This window comes from Vogesella amnigena (genome assembly GCF_042648905.1).
GTDB classification, from domain to species: domain Bacteria; phylum Pseudomonadota; class Gammaproteobacteria; order Burkholderiales; family Chromobacteriaceae; genus Vogesella; species Vogesella amnigena.
Map to the genome: position 1 here is coordinate 48,016 of NZ_JBHRYH010000023.1, position 21,895 is coordinate 69,910.

The window sequence follows — 21,895 nt, forward strand, 5'->3', positions numbered from 1 at the left end:
GACCCATGCTTACCGGCAGCCTTGTTGCACTGGTCACCCCGATGTTCGAGGACGGCCAGGTCGATTTCGAATCGCTCAATCGTCTCGTAGATTTCCACATTGCCAACGGTACCGACGGCATCGTGGCGGTTGGCACCACTGGCGAATCCGCCACGCTTGCCGTGGAAGAGCACATCAAGGTGGTAGCGGCCACGGTGAAACATGTCGCAGGGCGCATTCCCGTTGTGGCAGGTACCGGCGGCAATTCCACTTCGGAAGCCATCGAGCTTGCCCGCCTGGCCAAGAGCGCCGGCGCCAGCCAGACCCTGTCGGTAGTGCCCTACTACAACAAGCCGACCCAGGAAGGCATTTACCAGCACTTCCGCGCCATTGCCGAAGCTGTGGACATTCCGGTAATCCTGTACAACGTACCGGGCCGTACCGTGGCCGACATGAGCAACGATACCGCCCTGCGTCTGGCGCAGATCGACAACATCGTTGGCCTCAAGGATGCCACCGGCGACATCGGCCGTGCCTGCGATCTGGTACTGCGTGCGCCTTCCGATTTTGCGCTGTACTCCGGCGATGACGCTACCGGCATGGCCTTCATGTTGTGCGGCGGCCATGGCGTGATTTCGGTTACCGCCAACGTTGCCCCACGCCTGATGAGCGACCTGTGCAAAGCCGCACGTAGCGGCGAAACCCGCACCGCACGCAACATCAATGACAAGCTGCAAGGCCTGCACAAGCAGCTGTTCATCGAACCCAACCCGATTGCCCCCAAGTGGGCCATGCACCGCCTGGGCCTGATGCCAGCCGGCTTGCGCCTGCCGCTGACCCCGCTGACTGCAGGTTCCGCACCCGTGGTAGAAGCCGCCATGCACCAGGCTGGCGTACTGTAACCAGTTGAACATGCCCATGAACAAGACTCTGATTAGCAGCCTGCTCTGCGCCAGCCTGATGTCCGCCTGCGCCAGCAGCAATCCGGATAGCAAGTACGATTTCAAATCCGACAGTCCCAAGGCCAAGGTCGGGCTGGAGGTTCCTCCCGACCTGAGCATGCCGCGCCAGCAGGATCGCTACCCGCTGCCAGCCAGCACCAGCGCCCTGGCACAACAGCAGGCAGCGGCCGCGCAAGCAGGTAAACCGGCAGGCAACAGCCAGGTCTTGCCGCAAACTAGCGGCAACGCTGCCATGGAACGCGCCGGCAGCCAACGCTGGGTAAGCGTGAAAGACAAATCACCTGCAGAACTATGGCCGCTGCTGAAAGCCTTCTGGCAGGACAATGGCTTCGTGATCCAGACCGAAGATCCGGAAATCGGCTACATGGAAACCGACTGGGCGGAAAACCGCGCCAAGCTGGGTACCAGCGCCATTCGCAACCTGCTGGAAAACGTCGGCCTGGGCTCGGTGATGTCCACGCCGGAGCGCGACCGCTTCCGCATCCGCCTGGAAAAGAATGGCAACGGCAGCGATGTATTCTTCAGCCACCGCGGCATGTATGAAATCTACATCAGTGAAGAAAAACGGGAAACTCGCTGGCAGCCCCGCCCTGCCGATCCGGAACTGGAAGCAGTCTTCCTGGAACGCTTCCTGGTGCGCCTCGGCGTGGATGAAAAAGTCGCCGCACAGCAGACCAAGCAGGCCACGCCAGACACTGCCAGCAATAAGGCCAGCATCGTTGACGGCAGCATCCTGCTGGCCGACGGCTTCGACCGTGCCTGGCGCCGTGTCGGCCTTGCCCTGGAACATAACGGCCTGAGCATTACCGATCGCGATCGCTCGCTTGGCATGTATTTTGTTCTGCCAACTGAAGATGATGCCCAGGCCAAGCAAAAGTCGGAAGGCGGCTTCTGGAGCAGCTTGGCATTCTGGCGCAGCGATGACAGCAAGGCAGAGGGCACCCACCCCAGCCTGCGTGTCAAACTGAGCGCTCAGGGCGACAACCAGGTCAAGATCGAATTGCTGAATGACAGCAATGCCCAGTGGCCAAGCAAGCAGAAAGAACTATTGCTGCAGAAAATGGCGGCCGAGCTGAACTAAGCCAATGCCATCAATAAAAAAGCCCGCATGCGCGGGCTTTTTTATTTCCTGCCAGCACCACAAGAAGTACAGGCAACAAAAAACCGGCCCGAGGGCCGGCTTTTCTGGCAATCACTATTAAGTGATTACTGAGCAGCGGAAGCGTCAGCCGGAGCGGAAGCGTCAGCAGCCGGAGCGGAAGCTTCAACCGGAGCGGAAGCTTCAACCGGAGCGGAAGCCTCAACGGCCGGAGCGGAAGCTTCTACCGGGGCTTCTTCTTTTTTGCCGCAAGCGGACAGAGCAACGGCCAGCAGGGCAGCAACGAGGAGCGACTGTTTCATTTGTTTATTACCTTTGAAAGTAGGTTGAACAAGACGTCTGGTTCACCACATCCTCAGCAAAAGCGCTTACTAGAGAAAGCAGTGGAGATACTGTCAGTGGGCGAGATTGTAGCACGAATAAAATTGCTGAGAAGGGGGTAGCAAGTAATTTATTGCAGATATTTCGCAAACCAATGTTGCATAGCAGCAAACAGCACTTGGCACCCCAGCCTACCAACAGAAATTTCTTCGCTTTCGATCCCGCCAGGATATTGGCATGTTACAGCAATCAGCGGGCCAATGGTAGCGGATACCACCAGCCGGCAAGGTATCCTTCGTACAGCATCGGCAACATCGTGTCTTTTATCTGCCCGGCTTCCAGGCAGCGGGCATTGGCAAAATGTTGCCAAGCGGACAGGTCTGCCTGTTCACATTCCAACACACTTCCGTTGCAGTACAGCATGTCATTGCAATAAAGAATCTGGCTTTTCAAATCCAGCTCTATCCCATTCGCCAGGGACATTTCAGTGAACGCATCCTCGTCCAGCTCCTCTTCCGGCGCATCGTAAAATACATGCGGCTTGGGCTCGGTCAGGTAATGGCCAAGAAAATCGGCAACGGTATGCTCATCCCAGCGAATCTCGCTCAGCATGCGGCCAACCTGTTGCACCATTTCGCTGCTGATGCGCGCCGGATCTGGCTGGCTGCGCAGATCCGGGTCGGCATAGCGGCCATCCATGCACACCCGGTCCTGCAGATACACCAGGAACTCGGTCGCAAGTTCCTGCGCTGTCGGTGCCCTAAAGCCAATGGAATAGGTCATGCCGGGCTCCAGCGCCACACCGTGGTGGGCACATTTCGGCGGCAGATACAGCATGTCGCCATGCTCCAGGATGAACTCCTGCTCCGGGCGGAAATCCTGCAGCACCTTGATCGGCGCATCTTCGATAAAGCGTTCGTCCTGCTGGGTGGATATCTGCCAGCGCTTGCGCCCGCCTACCTGCAGCAGGAATACGTCATAGGAATCGAAGTGCGGCCCTACCGTCCCACCTGGCGGCGCGTAGCTGATCATCAGATCGTCCAGCCGCGCGTAGGGGATAAAGTCGAAGCGCCACAGTATCTCGGCGAGATGCGGCAGATGGTGATTCACGTTCTGCACCAGGATGGTCCAGTCGCTGGCCGGCAGGCGCTTGAAGCGCGATGGACGGAATGGTCCGCGCTCCAGCTTCCACTGGCCATTGCGGTATTCGATCAGACGCGATTCGACATCCTCGTGACAAGCCAGCTCGGACAACACGGCAAAGTCGGCCGGCGCACCGACCTCTTTCAATGCTCCGCGAATCAGCAGCGGCTGTTTGTGCCAGTAGTCACGCAGGAAGGTTTCGGCAGTCATGCCGCCCAGCAGGTCAATCGGTTTCATGGCAATTTCTCGGTATGCCAGCAGGCAATGGTTTACAATATCAACAGCGTTTTTGCCGGAGTCTGCAGCATCTACCGCCATCGCGGTATGTGATGTCGCAAACTTCCCTCTATTTTTCTTACGACGGTACCGCCTCATGCAAATCGTTAAAAACTCGGTTGTAACCATCCACTACGAGATGTACGACGCCGACAACAACCTGCTCGACAAGACTGAAGAGCCGATCGCCTACCTGCATGGCGGCTACGATGGCATCTTCCCGATGGTGGAAGAAGCCCTGCACGGCAAAGCCGTGGGTGAGTCCATTACCGTTACCATGAGCCCGGACGATGCCTTTGGCGAGCCGGAAGAAGAGCTGATCCGCGTTGAGCCGCTGGACGCTCTGCCGGAAGATGCCCAGGTTGGCATGATGTTCGAAGCCGACGATCCGGAAACCGGCGACATCATCCTGTTCCGTGTCACCGACGTAGCCGACGGCAAGGCCGTACTGGATGGCAACCATCCGCTGGCCGGCCTGACCATCCGTTTTGTGGCTACCGTTGCCGAAGTGCGCCCGGCCAGCCAGGACGAAATCACCCATGGCCATGCCCATGGTGAGCACGGTCACCACCACTAAGCCGCAAGGCTAGCCGACAAAACGGGGCTCAGGCCCCGTTTTTGTTTTGCCGCCAGACCAATGCGGCCAACAGCAACACCAGCAGGTTGTAGCCAAGATAGGACTCGTTGACGAGGCCACGCTGCAGCTTCCACAGCGCCACGGCCACAGATACCAGCAGCAGCAATTGCAGTAGCGCACGCGTCCAGCGCCACGTCCACGGTGGAACCAGACCGGCCAGCGCGACCAATGCATAACCCACAGCCGCACCAGCCAGCACATCCTGCGGCCAGTGCACGCCGATAGCCAGCCGCGACAGACACACCAGCAGCACCAGCGCCAGCCCGCTCAGCTGCCACGACAGCGCCCGCCCGGCCAGCAGCAAGCCACTCAGCAAGGCCGCGGCCATGGCATGACCGGATGGAAAAGCGCCATTCGCCGGCAATACATCCAGCAAGCGCACACTGCCAGCAGGCAGGACCAGCGACGGCCGCGGTTCGGCAAAACTGGCCTTGAGCAAAATGGCAGCGGCGATCCCGGCCAGCACCGCTAATACCGTGCGTGCAAGCAGCTGCGGCTGCCGCGATACCTGCCACAGCAGCACGGCGATCACCAGTGTCCACTCGCCCAGCATGCTCAGCAGGCGCCAGCACACAGCCGGCAACCACTGCAAGCCGTGGTGCAAGGTCAGAAACAGCGACTGGTTGCTGGCAGAGAACACCATCAGGGCCAGCAGCATGGCAAACAGCAACGAGAGGCGCCATGCCATCACGGCCGCTGCCCCAAAGTAACGCGATCCACCCCCGCCAGATCCTGCAATGTCGCCACCTGCTGCAGGCCGGCAGCCTGAAACAGGGCGCGACACGCCGCCCCCTGATCGTAACCGTGCTCCACCAACAGCCACCCCCCCGGCAGCAAACGCTCCGGTGCCGCCGCAGCAATCGCGCGCAGGCACGCCAGACCATCGCTCTCATCAGTCAGCGCCATGCGCGGTTCGAAGCGCACATCGCCCTCGGCCAGATGATGGTCATGTTGTTCGATATACGGCGGATTGCTGACGATGGCATCGTAGTGCGCGTCTTGCGGCAGCGGTGCCAGCCAGCTGCCGTGATAGAACGTAACACGGGCAGCAAGGTTGGCCGCATTGTGCCGGGCCACCACCAGCGCCTCCGGCGACAAGTCCACTGCGGACAGCTGCCACTGCGGCGCTTCCAGCGCCAGCGTGCAGGCAATGATGCCGCTACCGGTACCCAGATCCACCACCCGGGCCTGGCGCTCGCGGCCAAGCTTGTCCAGCGCCGTTTCCACCAACAATTCGGTTTCCGGCCGGGGAATCAATACTGCCGGCGACACGGCAAAATCGCGACCATAAAACTCGCGTTGTCCCAGCAGGTAGGCCACCGGCTCACCAGCCAGCCGCCGTGCAGCCAGTGCCTGATAAGCCAGCCATTGCGCCACGGGCAGTTCGTCGTGCCCGGCCGACACCATGGCGGCGTGACTCAGGCCGGTAATGTGCGCCAGCAGCATGCGCGCCTCCAGGCGCGGCAACGCGGCATGGCGCAGGGCTTGATTGATGGTTGGCATGGCTTACAACAAGAACAGGCTGGCAAGGCCAAGGAAAATGAAAAAGCCGCCGGAATCGGTGCAGGCGGTAATCAGCACGCTGGAACCTACCGCCGGATCCTTGCCGAAACGCTCCATCATGGTCGGAATCAGCACTCCCATGCTGGCAGCCAGCATCAGGTTCAGGGTGGTTGCGGCCAACATCACCAGCCCCAGCGAGAAGTTGCCGTACATCATCCACGCCAGAATGCCGAGCACACCGCCCCACACCAGCCCGTTGATCACGCTAACCCCCAGCTCCTTGCGCCACAAGCGCTGCGCCTGACCGGGCTGCAATTGCCCCATGGCCAGCGCCCGCACGATCATGGTGATGGTCTGGTTGCCGGAGTTGCCACCAATACCGGCCACAATCGGCATCAAGGCCGCCAGCGCCACCAGTTTCTCGATGGAGCCTTCGAAGGCGCCGATCACGCGGCTGGCGACAAAAGCGGTACACAGATTGATGGCCAGCCACGACCAGCGGTTCTTCACCGAGTCGATCACCGGGGCAAACAGGTCTTCCTCTTCCTTCAGGCCGGCCAGGTTCAGCGCCTCGGTGTCCGACTCTTCACGAATCACGTCCACCATCTCGTCCACGGTCAGGCGGCCGATCAGCACGCCGTGCTCGTCCACCACCGGAGCGGTCACCAGATCATAGCGCTCGAAAGCCAGCGCGGCATCCACCGCCTCTTCTTCCGGGCTGAAGCTCACCACTTCGGTCGCCATGATGTCGACCACCAGTGCATCCGGATCGGAGATCAGCAGCTTGCGAATCGGCAGCACGCCCTTGAGCACGCCCTCTTCGTCGGTAACGAAAATCTTGTCGGTCTGATGCGGCAGCTCGTCGAAACGGCGCAGGTAGCGCAGCACCACCTCGCAGCTGACATCGGCGCGGATCTTCAGCAACTCGAAGTCCATCAGCGCACCAACCTGGTGCTCTTCGTAGGACAAGGCGGACTGCAGCTGCTGCCGCTCTTCCTCGTCCAGGCCGCCCATCACCTCGTACACCACCTGGCGTGGCAGGTCGGCGGCCAGGTCGGCCAGCTCGTCGGCGTCCAGCTGCTCGGCGGCGGCAACCAGCTCGTGTTGCTCCATCGACTCGATCAGCGACTCGCGCACCGCATCGGAGACTTCCAGCAGGATGTCGCCTTCGTCCTCGCTGTCCACCAGATCCCACACCATCAGGCGGTCTTCCAGCGGCAGGGCTTCCAGGATGTAGGCGATATCGGCAGGGTGCAGCCCCTGCAGCTTCTGCTCCAGCTCGGCCAGGTTCTGACGATGGACCAGCGATTCCACCAGGTCATGCCGCGGCATGTCCTGACGATGGACGAGATCTTCCACCAGGTGCTGGCGCTCAAGCAGCCGTTGCACCTGAAGCAGGTTTTCCTGCAGACGATCGGTAGGTTGTTTCTTGTCGACAACCGTCATGCACGTCTCCTTCCGCCCTGGGCGGAAAGCGCGCGAGCACTCCGGCAAAAGGCGGGGTTATTGCTCAGCCAGACTGGCTGCTAAAAAGTAGGAATAGTGAAAACTGGGTAAGTCCATGAGTTAAACCGCGCTCCTTGCGCAGCGCATCACGAAAGAGGCGCGCATTGTAACATGCGGCCAACGGCGGGTGGTTACCGATTGTTTAACAAAAACGCCGCCAGCAAAGGCTGACGGCGTGATGGCAAGGGGCTCAGGGGGTGTCGGCGTAAGCCATGCGCCGCTGGATGATGCGGGTCTTGCGCGCCAGTCCGGGAGCATTGCGATGCTCATCGTAATAGCGCGGATTGGGCACCATGGCTGCCAGTTTGGCCGCCTGGCTGGCAGACAGCCGCGCGGCACTGCTGCGGTAGTAATGCCGAGCGGCCGCCTCGGCACCGAACACGCCATTGCCCCACTCGATCACGTTGAGGTAGATCTCGAAGATGCGCCGCTTGTCCATCACCGCCTCCAGCATCACGGTGATCACCGCCTCTTCCAGCTTGCGCCACGGTGTTTTCCGGCCCGACAGAAACAGGTTCTTGGCCAGCTGCTGGCTGATGGTGGAACCACCTGCCACGATACGGCCCTGCTTCAGGTTCTTGTCGAAGGCCGCCTCGATACCATCCCAGTCGAAGCCCTCATGGTCGACGAACTTGGCGTCCTCGGAAGCAATCAGCGCCCGCTTCAGGTTGGCGGAAATGCGCTGATACGGCACCCACTTGTGACGCAGCTCGGCGTTGGGGTCGTCCTCTTGCAGACGAGCCAGCTGCTCGTTCATGAAAGCACTGGCGGACGGATTATTGCTGCGCCAGTAGACGATGTGGCCGAAGATCCACAGGTTGTACAGAAAAAGGGCGGCCAACAGCACCGCCCCGATTCGCAGGATCCAGCGCAGCACTTAAGCCAGCACCTCGCGCAGCATATTGGTCACCTTGCGGGTATCCGGCTGCACGCCACGCCAGATGCGGAACGACTCGGCGGCCTGCTCCACCAGCATGCCCAGGCCATCGGCCAGCATGCCGGCATGTTCAGACTGGGCGCGGCGCAGGAACGGCGTCAGGCCACGGCTGTAGACCATGTCGTAAGCCAGCGAGCGGCCACTGAAGATACCCGCCGGAACCGGCGGCAACTCGCCGGACAGGCTGGTGGACGTGCCATTGATCACGATGTCGAACTGCTGCCCTGCCAGTGCCTCGTAACCGCAGGCCACGATAGTACCCAGCTCACGGAACTGGTGCGCCAGCGCATCGGCCTTGATCACGGTGCGATTGGCAATGGTCACGCTGGCCGGCTTTTCCGCCAGGATGGAAGGCAACACGCCACGCACGGCGCCGCCGGCGCCCAGCAGCAGCACGCGCTGGCCGGCCATCGGCACATCCAGGTTTTCCACGATGTCGCGCACCAGGCCAACGCCATCGGTATTGTCGCCGTACACCTTGCCGTCACGGAAGCTGAGGGTATTTACCGCTTCGGCCAGACGGGCGTTATCGGACACCTCGTCGGCAAAACGGAAAGCATCGCCCTTGAACGGCAGGGTCACATTGAGGCCCTTGCCACCTGCGGCGGCGAAGGCAGAAACCACCTCGTCGAACTTGCCCAAATCGGCAAACAGCTTTTCATATTGCAGCGTCTGGCCGGTGGCATTGGCAAATTCGTTATGAATGAACGGGGACTGGCTGTGCGAGACAGGGTTTCCGATAACGGCGTAACGATCAGTCATGCTTAACATCTTCCGATATGAGGTAATTGGGCAAGCCGGTGGCAGCCGCTTGGCCGAAGGCACACTTTGCCTTGTCGGACAGGAAACTGCAACCGTTGCCCCGCCTGCATCCTAGCCCTGAATCCAGGGCAAACCGGCCGCCTTCCAGCCATTTACCTGGCCGCGATGCTGCTCGCCGTCGCGGTCGCCCTCGAAACCCTCCAGCACGTTGTATACCTCGCGGTAACCTGCAGCTGCGGCCAACCTGGCCGCTTCGTCACTGCGCGCACCGGAACGGCACAGGAACAGCACGGTAGCGTCCTTGCTCACCTGCGCCTCCAGCTGCGGCACAAACTGGGCATTCGGCACCATGCCCGGAAAGGTGCGCAACTCAACACGCACCGCCTCCGGCACCACGCCGACAAACTGCCACTCCGCCGCGCTGCGCACATCGACAATGACACTGCCCGGCAGGGCCTGACGCAGCTGCCACGCCTCGGCCGGCAACAACGCGCCACCATAAGGGAGGCCAAGCTGGGCGCCACGCTCGCGGGCAGTGGTCAGCAGTTTTTCTACGCTCATGTTGTATTCCTTCAACTTGGCCGACAGCCAGGGTCGGCGCATGGGTGGCAGGTCATCAGGACATCACAGTGTCTACGGCATGATAATGGCAGAGACGGCGCGGCCTGAAAACTGCCGCCGACAGCGCATTGCGCACCAATTTGGTTCGTTTTTTTGCTGCCGCGCCTTATCTTGGTGCGCCATAATGGAGCCGCCATGATGCCGGGCCCGGAAATGCCCACAAATCGCGCGCTCACAATCTGGCACGCTTCATGCTTTACCCCTGTCACACCTGTATCTAGTGCCAACGACTGACGGCACATTGCTTTCTCACTAGGAGACATCCATGGCGGTTGCAGACGTAGTCAAGCTGATCCAAGACAACGACGTTAAATTCGTAGACCTGCGCTTTACCGACACAATGGGTAAAGAACAGCACGTTACCATCCCGGCACACGTTCTGCTGGAAGATGCCGACGAGTGGTTCGAGCGCGGCCACGCATTTGACGGCTCCTCCATCGCAGGCTGGAAAGGCATTCAAGCCTCCGACATGCTGCTGATGGCAGACCCGGCTACCGCCAAGATCGACCCGTTCTTCGACGAGCCGACCGTATTCATGAGCTGCGACGTGGTTGACCCGGCCGATGGCAAGGGCTACGACCGCTGCCCGCGCTCGGTTGCCAAGCGCGCCGAAGCCTACCTGAAGGCCTCTGGCGTGGGTGACACCGCCTTCTTCGGTCCGGAACCGGAATTCTTCGTGTTCGACAGCGTGACCTGGGGCACCGACATGTCCGGCACCTTCGTGAAGATCAAGTCCGAAGAAGCTGCCTGGGCCTCTGCCGAAGAATTCGAAGGTGGCAACACCGGTCACCGTCCGGGCATCAAAGGCGGCTACTTCCCGGTACCGCCGGTAGACTCCGGCCAGGATCTGCGCTCCGCCATGGTGCTGCTGCTGGAAGAACTGGGTGTACCGGTGGAAGTGCATCACCACGAAGTGGCAACCGCCGGCCAGATGGAAATCGGTACCCGCTTCAGCACCCTGACCCAGCGTGCTGACTGGACCCAGATCATGAAGTACGTGATCCACAACGTGGCGCACAGCTACGGCAAGACCGCGACCTTCATGCCGAAACCGATCGTTGGCGACAACGGCTCGGGCATGCACGTTCACCAGTCGATCTGGAAAGACGGCAAGAACCTGTTCGCCGGTGACGGCTACGCCGGCCTGTCCGATACCGCCCTGTACTACATCGGCGGCATCATCAAGCATGCCAAGGCGCTGAACGCCATCACCAACCCGGGCACCAACTCCTACAAGCGTCTGGTTCCGCACTACGAAGCACCGGTGAAACTGGCCTACTCCGCCAAGAACCGTTCCGCTTCCATCCGCATCCCGCACGTGGCCAACCCGAAAGGCCGTCGTATCGAGGCGCGCTTCCCGGATCCGCTGGCCAACCCGTACCTGTGCTTCTCCGCACTGCTGATGGCTGGTCTGGATGGTATCCAGAACAAGATCCACCCGGGCGATGCTGCTGACAAGAACCTGTACGACCTGCCGCCGGAAGAAGACAAGCTGATCCCGACCGTGTGTGCATCGCTGGATGAAGCGCTGGCCGCACTGGACGCAGACCGCGAGTTCCTGACCCGTGGTGGTGTGTTCTCCAACGAGTGGATCGACGCCTACATCGAGCTGAAGATGAAGGAAGTGAACCTGACCCGCATGACCACCCACCCGGTGGAATTCGCGATGTACTACTCGCTGTAAGCGACTCGACCCCGCTTTGCAGCTAGACCAGACCCGCACCGGCAACGGTGCGGGTTTTTTCTTGCCAGCTCCCTGCGGCCAACATGACGCAGGGCAGGCAATTGACTATCATCGGCTCAGGACATCCTCTGATTTTTCCCATGCCACGTATCGTTACCGCCCTGCTACTGGCCACGCTGGCAGCGCCGGCCTGCGCCGATGCCATCTACAAGTATGTGGATGCCGATGGGCACGTCACCTTCACCAATGTGCCACGCGCTGGCGCCAAGCTGATCATGCAGAGCCCCGGCAGCGGTAGCAGCCCGGCCAACCCCCGCAAAAAAACCAGCATCAGCCAGCCCCAGGCTGACAGCGGCGGCATCCCCTCTATTGATAGCGGCACCCAGAAGCAGCGGGACCAGGGCCGGCGGCGCATTCTGGAAACCGAACTCGCCAACGAGCACAAGGCATTGCTGATCGCCCGCGGCAGCTTGCTGGAAGCGCAACAGAAAGCCGGCAGCAAGCCAGAACAGCTGCAACGTCTGCGTGACGAAATCACCGACCGCGAGCGCAATATCAGCGCGCTGAAACGAGAATTGGGCAGCTAGATGCACTAAAATTGTGCACACAAGGTCGCCGCACCGTTTTGCAGCGGCCAGATGGCGGGCTTGCTTCTTGCTAGTACCCTGCCACACCAATATCGGGCATCCGTCACATGACATCGCACGCATATTCCGGGCTGGAGCTGCTGGACACCCCGGTGCTGATCGTGGAACGCAGCGGCCAGCTGCACTTCGTCAACCCGGCTTGCGAAAACCTGCTTGGCATCAGCCACAAGGAGCTGAAAAAGCTCACCCTGTACGAACGCTTTCACAACAGCAAGGCGCTGCGCAACGCGGTGCAGATGGCACTGGACCACGCCGGCAGCTTCATTGAGCACGATCTTGAGCTGCTACCGGAGGGTGATGAGACCATTCATGTCGGCCTCACCGTCACCCCCATCGACAGCCCGCCACGGCTGGCGCTGCTGGAAATGCGCCCCATTGACCAACAGCTGCGCATCGTCAACGAAGAGCGCCACCTGCTGCAGCAACAGGCCAACCGCGAGCTGATCCGCAATCTGGCACACGAAATCAAGAACCCGCTGGGTGGCATCCGCGGCGCGGCGCAGCTGCTGGAGCATGAAATTGCCGATCGCCCGGAGTTGCTGGAATACACCGGGGTGATCCGCGAAGAGGCGCTGCGCCTGCAACACCTGGTGGATCGCCTGCTGGCGCCGCACCGCCGCCACGTGGCCAGTGACGTCAACATCCACGAGGTACTGGAACGGGTACGCAGCATCCTGCTGGCGGAATACCCGCAGGGGCTGAGCATTCGCCGCGACTACGACATCAGCCTGCCGCAGTTGGCCGCAGACAAGGAGCAGCTGATCCAGATCGTGCTCAACATCGGCAAGAACGCAGTGCAGGCGATGAAGGGGCATGGCGAGATCATTTTGCGCACCAGGGTGGCGCGCCAGGTAACGCTGGCCCGCAAGCGCCACAACCTGGCACTGAAATTGCAAATCATCGATAACGGGCCGGGCATTCCGGAAGATATCCGCGAACACGTGTTCTACCCGCTGATTACCGGCCGCGCCGAAGGCACCGGCCTTGGTCTCACCCTGGCACAGACCTTCGTGCACCAGCACGGCGGCACCATCGAGTTCGACTCCCGGCCCGGCAATACCTGTTTCACCGTATTGCTGCCGTTCGGCCCGGATCAATAACAGCTGCATCAATAAACAAGGCAAGCCAAAGCATGACGCAAACTGTCTGGATCATCGACGACGACAAAGCCATCCGCTGGGTACTGGAAAAGTCCCTGGCCCGCAGTGGCATTGCCTACACCAGTTTCCCCACCGCCGACGACGCGCTGAACGCGCTGTACGACAGCAGCCCCAGCGTCATCATCAGCGATATCCGCATGCCCGGTACCGACGGTCTGAAATTTCTGGCCAAGGTCAAACAGGAACACCCGGACCTGCCGGTGATCGTGATGACCGCGCATTCCGATCTGGATTCGGCGGTAGCCGCGTTCCAGGGCGGCGCTTTCGAATACCTGCCCAAGCCGTTCGACGTGGATCAGGCCGTAGCGCTGATCGAGCGCGCGCTGGCGGAAAGTCGCAGTGGCGACAGCGATGGCGAAGCCGCAGTGGACATGCCCACCCTGCTGGGGCAGGCACCGGCGATGCAGGATGTGTTCCGCGCCATCGGCCGCCTCAGCCAGTCCAGCGTCACCGTGCTGATCACCGGCGAATCCGGCTCCGGCAAGGAGCGGGTAGCCGAGGCGCTGCACCGCCACTCGGTACGCGCCGGCAAACCGTTCATCGCGCTCAACACCGCCGCCATTCCCAAGGATCTGCTGGAATCCGAGCTGTTCGGCCACGAGAAAGGCGCCTTCACCGGAGCCCTGGGCACCCGCCGCGGCCGTTTCGAGGAAGCCGAGGGCGGCACGCTGTTCCTGGATGAAATCGGCGACATGCCCACCGAGCTGCAGACCCGCCTGCTGCGGGTGCTGTCCGATGGCCATTTCTACCGCGTGGGCGGCCACACACCGATCAAGGCCAATGTGCGGGTGATCGCCGCCACCCACCAGAACCTGGAAGAACACGTCAAGCAGGGCAAATTCCGCGAAGACCTGTTTCACCGTCTGAACGTGATCCGTCTGCGCCTGCCGCCGCTGCGCGAACGCAGCGAGGATATCCCGCTGCTTACCCGTTACTTCCTGACGCGCAGTGCGGCCAACCTGGGGGTGGAGCCGAAGCGGCTGAGCGATGCTGCCATGGAGCTGGTACGCCACTATCCCTTCCCCGGCAACGTGCGCCAGCTGGAAAACCTGTGCCAGTGGATCACGGTGATGGCACCGGGCCAGACGGTGGAAGCCTCCGATCTGCCACCGGAATTCCGCAGTGATGCAAGCAGCCTGCTGAGCGAGCAGGCACCGCTGGCAGTCAGCGCCGCTGGCACGGCGCCGGCAGTAGCGCTGGCCAGCATCGGCAATGGCGACTGGATGCAGCTGCTGGCACGCGAAGTCAGCCAGCGGCTGGCGGCAGGAGAAACCGGCATCATCGACGACCTGACCGCGCGCTTCGAGAGTACCTGCATCAGAAGCGGCCTGGCCCACACCGGCGGACGCAAGGTAGAGGCGGCACAGCTGCTGGGCTGGGGCCGCAACACCCTCACCCGCAAGATCCAGGAACTGGGCCTGGAACACGGGGCGGAATGATGCGCGTGCAGGAGCTGCAGCAGATCGGTACCGAACAGCTGCCACAACTGGCTACGCTGCTGCAGGACTGCGTGCATGGCGGTGCGTCGGTGGGTTTTCTGGCGCCGCTGTCGGACAAGGATGCCAGCCGCTACTGGCAGCAACTGGGGCGCGAACTGCAGCACGACAGCCTGCGGTGCTGGGTGGCGATGTACGACGGCCAAATCATCGGCAGCGTGCAGCTATCGCTATGCGGCAAGGCCAACGGCCAGCATCGCGGCGAAATCCAGAAACTGCTGGTGCACAGCAGCCAGCGTGGCCGCGGCATCGGCAGCCTGCTGATGCAGGTCGCGGAGCATGCCGCGCGCGCTGTTGGCCGCACGCTACTGGTACTGGATACCGATAGCGAATCCCTGGCCGCCAGCCTGTACCCACGCCTTGGCTGGCAGGCTGCAGGCGATATCCCGCACTATGCCGCCCGCCCGGATGGCAGCCTGCACGCCACGCGCTACTTCTATAAGATTCTGCAAGCCTGAAAGGGCTTGCGCCAACGCAAAGTGCGGGCGTGACAATAGCCCGCTCAGCACGCCTGCGTTCTATCATGACAGCATCCCGGTTTTCTGGATCCGTCATGCCCACGCCCGATATCACCCCCTGGCACAGCCTGGATTGCCCCGGCGCCCTGGCGCGCTGTCATAGCCGTGACGATGGTCTGAGCAAGGAAGAGGCCAGCGCCCTGCTGGCCAGCATCGGGCTGAACGCCCTGCCCCAGCCACCACGCAAACACCTGCTGCAACGCTTTGTACTGCAATTTCACAATCTACTGATCTACGTGCTGCTGGCCGCTGCCGCCATCACCGCCGCCTTGGGCGACTGGGTGGATTGCAGTGTCATCGTGGCGGTTACCGTAATCAATGCGCTGATCGGCGCATTGCAGGAAGGCCGGGCGGAAAGCGCGCTGGCAGCCATCCGCGACATGCTGGCACCGCATGCCATCGTGGTGCGCGCCGGCGAGCGCCACGAGCTGGATGCCAGCCAGCTGGTGCCAGGCGATATCGTCCTGCTGCAAAGCGGCGACAAGGTGCCTGCCGATGTACGTCTGCTGGAAACCCGCTCGCTGCGGGTAGACGAAGCCGCCCTCACCGGAGAATCGGTGCCGGCGGACAAGCAGACCGCGGCACTGCCAGCGGCCACCGAACTCGCCGAACGCAGCAATATGGCCTATGCCGGCACCCTGGTCAGCTTTGGCCAGGCACGCGCATTGGTAGTAGCCACCGGCAGCCATACCGAACTTGGCCGCATCAATGCCATGCTCGGCAGTGTGCCGGCCCATGTCACCCCGCTTACCCGGGAACTGGAACGCTTCGCCCGCCAGCTCACTGCCGTGATACTGGCGGTGGCAGCCGTTACCATTGTGCTGGGCGTGCTGTGGCGCGGGCAGGACTGGCAAGACATGTTCATGGCCGGCGTCGGCCTGGCTGTAGCGGCGATTCCGGAAGGGCTGCCGGCTATCGTCACCATCACCCTGGCCATAGGCGTGGAGCGCATGGCCCGAAAGCGCGCCATCATGCGCAAGCTGCCGGCGGTGGAAACCCTGGGCTCGGTCACCGTGATCTGCTCGGACAAGACCGGCACCCTCACCCGCAACGAAATGACCGCCAGCCATGTGCTGCTGCGCGATGCCCTGCTGCAGACCAATGGTAGTGGCTATGCGCCGGAAGGCGGGCTATTCCATGATGGCGTGCCGCAGCACTACGGCAATCACCATGCACTGGATGCCCTGCTGCAGGCCGCCGCGCTATGCAACGATGCCCAGCTGCAGGAGCTGGCCAGCGGCTGGCAACTGCTGGGCGACCCCACCGAGGGTGCGCTGCTGACACTGGCACTGAAGGCGCAGCTGCCGTTACAGGAGCTGCAGCTGCAGCTGCCACGGCGCGATGCCATCCCCTTCGAGTCGGAACACCGTTTCATGGCCACCCTGCACCACGACCACAATGGCCAGCGCCTGATCCTGCTCAAGGGCGCGCCGGAAGTGGTGCTGGCGCGCGTCAGTCATGAACAGACCGCCAACGGCATGCAAGCCGCCGATGTGACATGGTGGCAGCAGCAGGCGGCACAGCTGGCCGGCAATGGCTGCCGCGTACTGGCGCTGGCCAGCCTGCAACAGCCGCACAGCAGCAGCGAGCTGAGCTTTGCCGATGTCAGTGGCGGCCTGACCCTGCTGGGGCTGGTCGCGCTGATCGACCCGCCACGCGACGAAGCGCAGCAGGCGGTGGCGCAATGCCGCGCCGCCGGCATTCGCGTCAAGATGATTACCGGCGACCATGCCGCCACCGCCGCCGCCATCGGCCGTCAGCTGGGCATTGGCGATGGCCGGGCGCTGAACGGCCATGAAATCGACCAGCTGGATGATGCCGCGTTGGCCGCAACCGTGGCCGAGGTGGATGTATTCGCCCGTGCCAGCCCGGAGCACAAGCTGCGGCTGGTGGCGGCGCTGAAACATGGTGGCGAAGTGGTGGCCATGACCGGAGACGGCGTCAACGATGCCCCGGCGCTGAAGCAGGCCGATGTCGGGGTGGCCATGGGCGGCAAGGGCACGGAAGCCGCCAAGGAGGCTGCCGAGATGGTGATCAGCGACGACAACTTCGCCACCCTGGTCGCCGCGGTACATGAGGGACGCACCGTCTACGACAATCTGAAAAAGGCCATCCTATTCATTCTGCCCACCAATGTCGGCCAGGCACTGATCATCATTGCCGCCATTCTGTTCGGGGTGGCACTACCCATCAGCCCGGTCCAGATCCTGTGGGTAAACATGGTCTCCGCCGTCACCCTGGCGCTGGCCTTTGCCTTCGAGCCGGCAGAACAAGGCGTGATGCAGCGCCCGCCACGCCCGCGCGCCGCCCAGCTGATCGACCGGCTGTTCCTGTGGCGGCTGATCTTTGTCGGCACACTGATGGTGGCCATACCGTTTGCCCTCTACCTGCAGCAGCTGTCTGCGGGTAGCAGCCATGCACTGGCCAGCACCCTGGCGGTAAACAGCATGGTGGCAATCGAAATCGCCTACCTGTTCAACAGCCGCCAGCGCCATGCCAGCGCCTGGCAACGCGGCACCTTGCTGGGCAACCCGGTGGCGATCGGCTGCGTGTTGCTGCTGATCGTGCTGCAACTGGCCTTCAGCTACCTGCCATGGCTGCAACAATGGTTCGGCACCGCCAGCCCCACTGCCAGTCACTGGCTGCAGGCCATCGCCAGCGGCATTGCCGCCTTCGTGCTGATCGAACTGGAGAAAGCCATGCTGCGCCGGCGCTGACCCTCAGCCCAGCACGCTCAAGCCCGGCAAGGTGGCAAAGCTCTGCTCCTGCACCGTGTGCAGGAAGTCCTGCATATAGCCCAGGGCCGAGTCATCGCTGCGCAGCGCTGCGTACAGCTCACTCTGCAAGCCAGCCTCGCCGATACGCGCGCTGCTCACGTAGCCACGCTGCAGGTACGGCTGCACCGCCCAGTACGGCAGCGCCGCCACCCCGCGGCGGCTGGCCACCAGCTGGATGATGGCGACGGTCAGCTCCGAGCTGCGCCGCGCCGGGTTCACCCCCGCCGGTTTCAGTACCTTGCGCAGCAGGTCCAGCATCGCATCCGGCACCGGGTACTGGATCAGCGTCTCGGCGGCGAAATCCTCTGCCTGCCATACCGGCTTGCCGGCCAGCGGATGGTCATTGGCCATGATCACCACCATCTCGTAGGCGAACAGCGGCTGGTAACTGATGCCATCCAGCGGTTCCGCCTCCGAGGTAATCGCCAGATCGGCGCGGCGCGTCAGCAGCAGGCCCACCGGGTCGGCGTGGAAGCCGGACACGATATCCAGCTCCACCGCCGGCCAGTGACGGCGGAAGGCATCCATCGCCGGCATCAGCCAGTCGAAGCAGGTATGGCACTCCACTGCGATGCGCAACTCACCAGCCTCGCCCTCCCGCAGACGCACCATATCGCGCTCCGCCGCGGCAATGCGCGCCGTCACCTCACGCGCCAGCGCCAGCAAGCGCTCTCCAGCCGGAGTGAAGCGCAGCGGCTGCGTCTTGCGTTCGAACAGCGGCAAGCCGTAATGCTCCTCCAGCGCCTTCAGCTGGTGCGACAGCGCCGACTGGGTGAGAAACACCCGCTTGGCCGCCTGGGACACGCTGCCGGTTTCCGCCAGCGCCAGCAGGGTTTTCAGGTGCCGTAGTTCGAGCAGGCTTTGCGACATGAATTCACCTCATGTTGAATAGCAAAATAATGAAATTGCCGCATGATTGTAGTTGCCGCATGCTGAATGCACAAATTCATACACAAAGGCATTCAACATGAGCCAGATTCACCTTTTGGGTTTTCCCCGCATCGGCGCCAAGCGCGAACTGAAATTCCTGGTCGAAAAGTTCTGGAAAAACGAAATCGATGACGCCGCGCTGCAGGCCGGCGCGCGTGAGCTGCGCCAGAAGCACTGGCTGCTACAAAAGGGCGCCGGCCTCGACATCAGCCCGGTGGGCGATTTTTCGCTGTACGACCAGGTACTGGACGCCCAGGTGCTGGTGGGAGCCATCCCGCGCCGCTTCGGCTTTGATGCCAGGACCCTAAGTAGCGAACAGTATTTCCAGCTGGCACGCGGCAATGCACAACAGCACGCACTGGAAATGACCAAGTGGTTCGATACCAACTACCACTACCTGGTACCGGAATGGCAGGCCGACACCACTTTTGCGGCCAACCCCGCACCGCTGCTGGCGCAGGTTGCCGAGGCGCAGGCACTGGGCATCCAAGCCAAGTCGGTACTGGTGGGCCCACTTACCCTGCTGTGGCAGGGCAAGGCCAAGCAGGCCGGTTTCGACCGCCTGGCGCTGCTGCCGGCACTGCTGGAAACCTACCGCGAACTGCTGGCCGCGCTGCACAGCGCCGGCGTGCAGTGGGTGCAGCTGGATGAGCCGATCCTGAGCCTCGATCTGCCGCAAGCCTGGCTGGATGCGCTGGCCGACAGCTACCGCCAACTGGCGCAAAGCCCGCTCAAGCTGCTGCTGGCCACCTACTTCGGCGATGTTTCCGCCCATGCCGCACTGCTGAAAACACTACCGGTAGCCGGCCTGCACCTGGACCTGGTGCGTGCACCGCAGCAGCTGGCAGCCTTCCTGCAAGGTTGGCCGCAAGACAAGGTACTGTCCGCTGGCCTGATCGACGGCCGCAACATCTGGCGTGCCGATCTGGACGCGGTACTGCAGCAGGCCGAAGCGCTGCGCGCCCAGCTGGGCGACAAGCTGTGGCTGGCGCCCAGTTGCTCGCTGCTGCATACCCCGTTCGACCTGGCGCAGGAGATCAAGCTGGATGTGGACCTGAAGAGCTGGCTGGCGTTCGCGGTTCAGAAGGTGAACGAGCTGAAACTGCTCAAGCGCGGCCTGCAGCAGGGGCGCGCCAGCATCGCCAACGAACTGACCGCCAGCAACTTCGCCCGCGAACAACGCCGCACTAACCCGCGCATCCACCAGGTAGCCGTCGCCGCCCGTCTGGCTGCGCTGCAGCCGGGCAGCGATCGCCGCAGCAGCCCCTACCCGCTGCGCGCCGAGGCACAGGCCAGCTGGCTCAAGCTGCCGCTGCTACCCACCACCACCATCGGTTCCTTCCCGCAAACCGCGGAAATCCGCGCTGCGCGCGCCGCCTTCAAGCGCGGCGAGATCGATGCGGCCAACTACGAAGCCGCAATGAAGGCGGAGATCGAACTGGTGATCCGCAAGCAGGAGGCGCTGGACATCGACGTGCTGGTGCACGGCGAAGCCGAGCGCAACGACATGGTGGAATACTTTGGCGAGCAGCTGGACGGCTTCGCCTTCACCGAATATGGCTGGGTGCAAAGCTATGGCAGCCGCTGCGTGAAGCCGCCGATCATCTACGGCGACGTAGCACGCCCGCAGCCGATGACCGTCAGCTGGACGGTGTACGCGCAGAGCCTCACCAGCCGCCCGGTAAAAGGCATGCTCACCGGCCCGGTGACCATTCTGCAATGGAGCTTCGTGCGCAACGACCTGCCGCGCAGCGAGGTGTGCCGCCAGATTGCGCTGGCGATCAACGACGAGGTACTTGATCTGGAAAACGCCGGCATCAAGGTGATCCAGATCGACGAGCCGGCGGTGCGCGAAGGCCTGCCGCTGAAGCGCGGCGATTGGGACGCGTACCTCGCCTGGGCCGGCGAAGCCTTCCGCCTATCCTGCGCCGGCGTGGACGACAGCACCCAGATTCATACCCATATGTGCTACTCCGAGTTCGGCGACATCCTGCCGGCCATCGCCGCGCTGGATGCCGACGTGATCACCATCGAAACCTCGCGTTCCGACATGGAACTGCTGCGCGACTTCGGTAGCTTCCACTATCCGAACGAGATCGGCCCCGGCGTGTACGACATCCACAGCCCACGCATCCCCGGCGAGCATGAGCTGGAAAAACTGCTGGCCAAGGCGCTGGACGTGATCCCGGCCCGCCGGCTGTGGGTAAACCCGGATTGCGGCCTGAAGACCCGCGGCTGGCCAGAGGTTGAGGCCGCACTGCAAGCCATGGTCAACGTCACCAAGCGCCTGCGTCAGCAGCTCACCGCCAGCGTCTGATCGTCGCCTGATCGTCTCTTGGCAAACCAAACGCCCGCCCGCCTTGCGCAGCGGGCGTTTTCGCATCCCTGCCCACGCGGTAAAATCTGCGTCTAGCCAGCAACCATCAGGAATCCGCCATGAGCAGCGAACTGCAAATCGAAGACATCGTCGTTGGAGACGGCAAGGCCGTGGTCAAGGGTGCGCTGATCACCAGCCACTACACCGGTTACCTGGAAGACGGCACCAAGTTCGACTCCTCGCACGATCGCGGCAAGCCGTTCCAGTGCGTGATCGGCACCGGCCGGGTAATCAAGGGCTGGGACATCGGCATGATGGGCATGCGGGTAGGCGGCAAGCGCAAGCTGTTCGTACCGGCCCACCTCGCCTATGGCGACCGCCAGATCGGCGCCCACATCAAGCCGGGCAGCAACCTGATCTTCGAGATCGAACTGCTGGAAGTGCTGACCCGCGACGATTAAACGCCGACGCCTGATCGAAACAACAAAGCCCGCGTGAGCGGGCTTTTGCTTGGACTCGACGTCCCCCCGGTATTGAGTAGCACGTGACTTTAGAGTCCAATCCACCATGACACGGAGATTGGACATGAAGAAACGTTTCACAGAAGAACAGATCATCGG

General features: G+C 62.3%; 19 protein-coding genes. 11 read left to right on the plus strand and 8 right to left on the minus strand.

All coding sequences use genetic code 11. The annotated features are described in order from the left end of the window. Positions 1-5 precede the first annotated feature (5 nt). Together dapA and bamC are read left to right on the plus strand one after the other, a co-directional pair. Positions 6-881, plus strand: a complete 876-nt coding sequence (dapA, locus tag ACFOKJ_RS11865; RefSeq protein WP_390279835.1) for a 4-hydroxy-tetrahydrodipicolinate synthase — start codon at positions 6-8, stop codon at positions 879-881. Between the two features lie 16 nt (positions 882-897). Further along, on the plus strand, positions 898-2,022 hold the full coding sequence (gene bamC / locus ACFOKJ_RS11870; RefSeq protein WP_390279837.1) for an outer membrane protein assembly factor BamC: 1,125 nt from the start codon (positions 898-900) through the stop codon (positions 2,020-2,022). A gap of 588 nt (positions 2,023-2,610) precedes the next feature. On the opposite strand, the gene ACFOKJ_RS11875 is transcribed toward bamC, so the two are convergent. Next, positions 2,611-3,741: a ribosomal protein uL16 3-hydroxylase gene (locus ACFOKJ_RS11875; protein ID WP_390279840.1), complete on the minus strand. Its 1,131-nt coding sequence runs from the start codon at positions 3,739-3,741 to the stop codon at positions 2,611-2,613. Positions 3,742-3,877: 136 nt separating this feature from the next. Here ACFOKJ_RS11875 and ACFOKJ_RS11880 point away from each other — a divergent pair, with 136 nt between their 5' ends. After that, a complete protein-coding gene (locus ACFOKJ_RS11880) occupies positions 3,878-4,357 on the plus strand; it encodes an FKBP-type peptidyl-prolyl cis-trans isomerase (RefSeq protein ID WP_390279842.1) in 480 nt (159 codons plus the stop codon). 28 nt (positions 4,358-4,385) lie between these two features. Here the strand turns inward: ACFOKJ_RS11880 and ACFOKJ_RS11885 are convergent, their stop codons facing one another. From ACFOKJ_RS11885 to ACFOKJ_RS11910, 6 genes are all read right to left on the minus strand, one after another. Further along, complete coding sequence (locus ACFOKJ_RS11885) at positions 4,386-5,105, minus strand: phosphatase PAP2 family protein (protein ID WP_390279844.1); 720 nt, start codon at positions 5,103-5,105, stop codon at positions 4,386-4,388. Continuing rightward, complete coding sequence (gene prmC, locus ACFOKJ_RS11890; RefSeq protein ID WP_390279846.1) at positions 5,105-5,920, minus strand: peptide chain release factor N(5)-glutamine methyltransferase; 816 nt, start codon at positions 5,918-5,920, stop codon at positions 5,105-5,107. Before prmC ends, ACFOKJ_RS11885 begins: the two co-directional genes overlap by 1 nt. 3 nt (positions 5,921-5,923) lie before the next feature. Beyond that, a complete protein-coding gene (mgtE, locus tag ACFOKJ_RS11895; protein WP_390279848.1) occupies positions 5,924-7,366 on the minus strand; it encodes a magnesium transporter in 1,443 nt (480 codons plus the stop codon). Between the two features lie 250 nt (positions 7,367-7,616). After that, positions 7,617-8,300: a monofunctional biosynthetic peptidoglycan transglycosylase gene (mtgA, locus tag ACFOKJ_RS11900; protein WP_390279877.1), complete on the minus strand. Its 684-nt coding sequence runs from the start codon at positions 8,298-8,300 to the stop codon at positions 7,617-7,619. A 3-nt stretch (positions 8,301-8,303) separates the two neighbouring features. After that, entirely contained in the window at positions 8,304-9,125 is an 822-nt protein-coding gene (aroE, locus tag ACFOKJ_RS11905) for a shikimate dehydrogenase (RefSeq protein WP_390279850.1), read from the minus strand. Between the two features lie 111 nt (positions 9,126-9,236). Next, a complete protein-coding gene (locus ACFOKJ_RS11910; RefSeq protein WP_390279852.1) occupies positions 9,237-9,686 on the minus strand; it encodes a rhodanese-like domain-containing protein in 450 nt (149 codons plus the stop codon). Positions 9,687-10,011: 325 nt separating this feature from the next. On the opposite strand from ACFOKJ_RS11910, the gene glnA reads away from it, so the two are divergent. The 6 genes from glnA to ACFOKJ_RS11940 all read left to right on the plus strand — a co-directional run bounded on the left by glnA (position 10,012) and on the right by ACFOKJ_RS11940 (position 17,968). After that, a complete protein-coding gene (glnA, locus tag ACFOKJ_RS11915) occupies positions 10,012-11,430 on the plus strand; it encodes a type I glutamate--ammonia ligase (protein WP_390279854.1) in 1,419 nt (472 codons plus the stop codon). Between the two features lie 140 nt (positions 11,431-11,570). Next, positions 11,571-12,017, plus strand: a complete 447-nt coding sequence (locus ACFOKJ_RS11920) for a DUF4124 domain-containing protein (RefSeq protein ID WP_390279856.1) — start codon at positions 11,571-11,573, stop codon at positions 12,015-12,017. A gap of 107 nt (positions 12,018-12,124) precedes the next feature. Then, positions 12,125-13,177, plus strand: coding sequence for a nitrogen regulation protein NR(II) (gene glnL / locus ACFOKJ_RS11925; protein ID WP_390279858.1), 1,053 nt, complete (start codon positions 12,125-12,127; stop codon positions 13,175-13,177). 32 nt (positions 13,178-13,209) lie between these two features. Further along, complete coding sequence (ntrC, locus tag ACFOKJ_RS11930) at positions 13,210-14,676, plus strand: nitrogen regulation protein NR(I) (protein WP_390279860.1); 1,467 nt, start codon at positions 13,210-13,212, stop codon at positions 14,674-14,676. Beyond that, on the plus strand, positions 14,673-15,191 hold the full coding sequence (locus ACFOKJ_RS11935) for a GNAT family N-acetyltransferase (RefSeq protein WP_390279862.1): 519 nt from the start codon (positions 14,673-14,675) through the stop codon (positions 15,189-15,191). The genes ntrC and ACFOKJ_RS11935 overlap by 4 nt, the downstream gene beginning before the upstream one ends. Positions 15,192-15,286: 95 nt before the next feature. Beyond that, positions 15,287-17,968, plus strand: coding sequence for a cation-translocating P-type ATPase (locus tag ACFOKJ_RS11940; protein ID WP_390279865.1), 2,682 nt, complete (start codon positions 15,287-15,289; stop codon positions 17,966-17,968). A 3-nt stretch (positions 17,969-17,971) separates the two neighbouring features. Here ACFOKJ_RS11940 and ACFOKJ_RS11945 read toward each other — a convergent pair whose 3' ends face one another. Next, a complete protein-coding gene (locus ACFOKJ_RS11945) occupies positions 17,972-18,898 on the minus strand; it encodes a LysR family transcriptional regulator (protein ID WP_390279868.1) in 927 nt (308 codons plus the stop codon). Between the two features lie 97 nt (positions 18,899-18,995). Here ACFOKJ_RS11945 and metE point away from each other — a divergent pair, with 97 nt between their 5' ends. Next, positions 18,996-21,275, plus strand: coding sequence for a 5-methyltetrahydropteroyltriglutamate--homocysteine S-methyltransferase (gene metE / locus ACFOKJ_RS11950; RefSeq protein ID WP_390279870.1), 2,280 nt, complete (start codon positions 18,996-18,998; stop codon positions 21,273-21,275). Between the two features lie 119 nt (positions 21,276-21,394). Beyond that, positions 21,395-21,736, plus strand: a complete 342-nt coding sequence (locus tag ACFOKJ_RS11955; protein WP_390279872.1) for an FKBP-type peptidyl-prolyl cis-trans isomerase — start codon at positions 21,395-21,397, stop codon at positions 21,734-21,736. Positions 21,737-21,895: the final 159 nt, after the last annotated feature.

Bases quoted from the DNA above. Each gene is read 5' to 3' on its own strand.
- ACFOKJ_RS11880 (WP_390279842.1), top strand. From the start codon at position 3,878: ATGCAAATCGTTAAAAACTCGGTTGTAACCATCCACTACGAGATGTAC.
- ntrC (WP_390279860.1), top strand. From the start codon at position 13,210: ATGACGCAAACTGTCTGGATCATCGACGACGACAAAGCCATCCGCTGG.
- ACFOKJ_RS11940 (WP_390279865.1), top strand. From the start codon at position 15,287: ATGCCCACGCCCGATATCACCCCCTGGCACAGCCTGGATTGCCCCGGC.
- dapA (WP_390279835.1), top strand. From the start codon at position 6: ATGCTTACCGGCAGCCTTGTTGCACTGGTCACCCCGATGTTCGAGGAC.
- aroE (WP_390279850.1), bottom strand. From the start codon at position 9,125: ATGACTGATCGTTACGCCGTTATCGGAAACCCTGTCTCGCACAGCCAG.
- ACFOKJ_RS11935 (WP_390279862.1), top strand. From the start codon at position 14,673: ATGATGCGCGTGCAGGAGCTGCAGCAGATCGGTACCGAACAGCTGCCA.
- glnA (WP_390279854.1), top strand. From the start codon at position 10,012: ATGGCGGTTGCAGACGTAGTCAAGCTGATCCAAGACAACGACGTTAAA.
- bamC (WP_390279837.1), top strand. From the start codon at position 898: ATGAACAAGACTCTGATTAGCAGCCTGCTCTGCGCCAGCCTGATGTCC.
- ACFOKJ_RS11945 (WP_390279868.1), bottom strand. From the start codon at position 18,898: ATGTCGCAAAGCCTGCTCGAACTACGGCACCTGAAAACCCTGCTGGCG.
- metE (WP_390279870.1), top strand. From the start codon at position 18,996: ATGAGCCAGATTCACCTTTTGGGTTTTCCCCGCATCGGCGCCAAGCGC.
- ACFOKJ_RS11955 (WP_390279872.1), top strand. From the start codon at position 21,395: ATGAGCAGCGAACTGCAAATCGAAGACATCGTCGTTGGAGACGGCAAG.
- ACFOKJ_RS11920 (WP_390279856.1), top strand. From the start codon at position 11,571: ATGCCACGTATCGTTACCGCCCTGCTACTGGCCACGCTGGCAGCGCCG.
- ACFOKJ_RS11885 (WP_390279844.1), bottom strand. From the start codon at position 5,105: ATGGCATGGCGCCTCTCGTTGCTGTTTGCCATGCTGCTGGCCCTGATG.
- mgtE (WP_390279848.1), bottom strand. From the start codon at position 7,366: ATGACGGTTGTCGACAAGAAACAACCTACCGATCGTCTGCAGGAAAAC.
- glnL (WP_390279858.1), top strand. From the start codon at position 12,125: ATGACATCGCACGCATATTCCGGGCTGGAGCTGCTGGACACCCCGGTG.
- ACFOKJ_RS11910 (WP_390279852.1), bottom strand. From the start codon at position 9,686: ATGAGCGTAGAAAAACTGCTGACCACTGCCCGCGAGCGTGGCGCCCAG.
- prmC (WP_390279846.1), bottom strand. From the start codon at position 5,920: ATGCCAACCATCAATCAAGCCCTGCGCCATGCCGCGTTGCCGCGCCTG.
- ACFOKJ_RS11875 (WP_390279840.1), bottom strand. From the start codon at position 3,741: ATGAAACCGATTGACCTGCTGGGCGGCATGACTGCCGAAACCTTCCTG.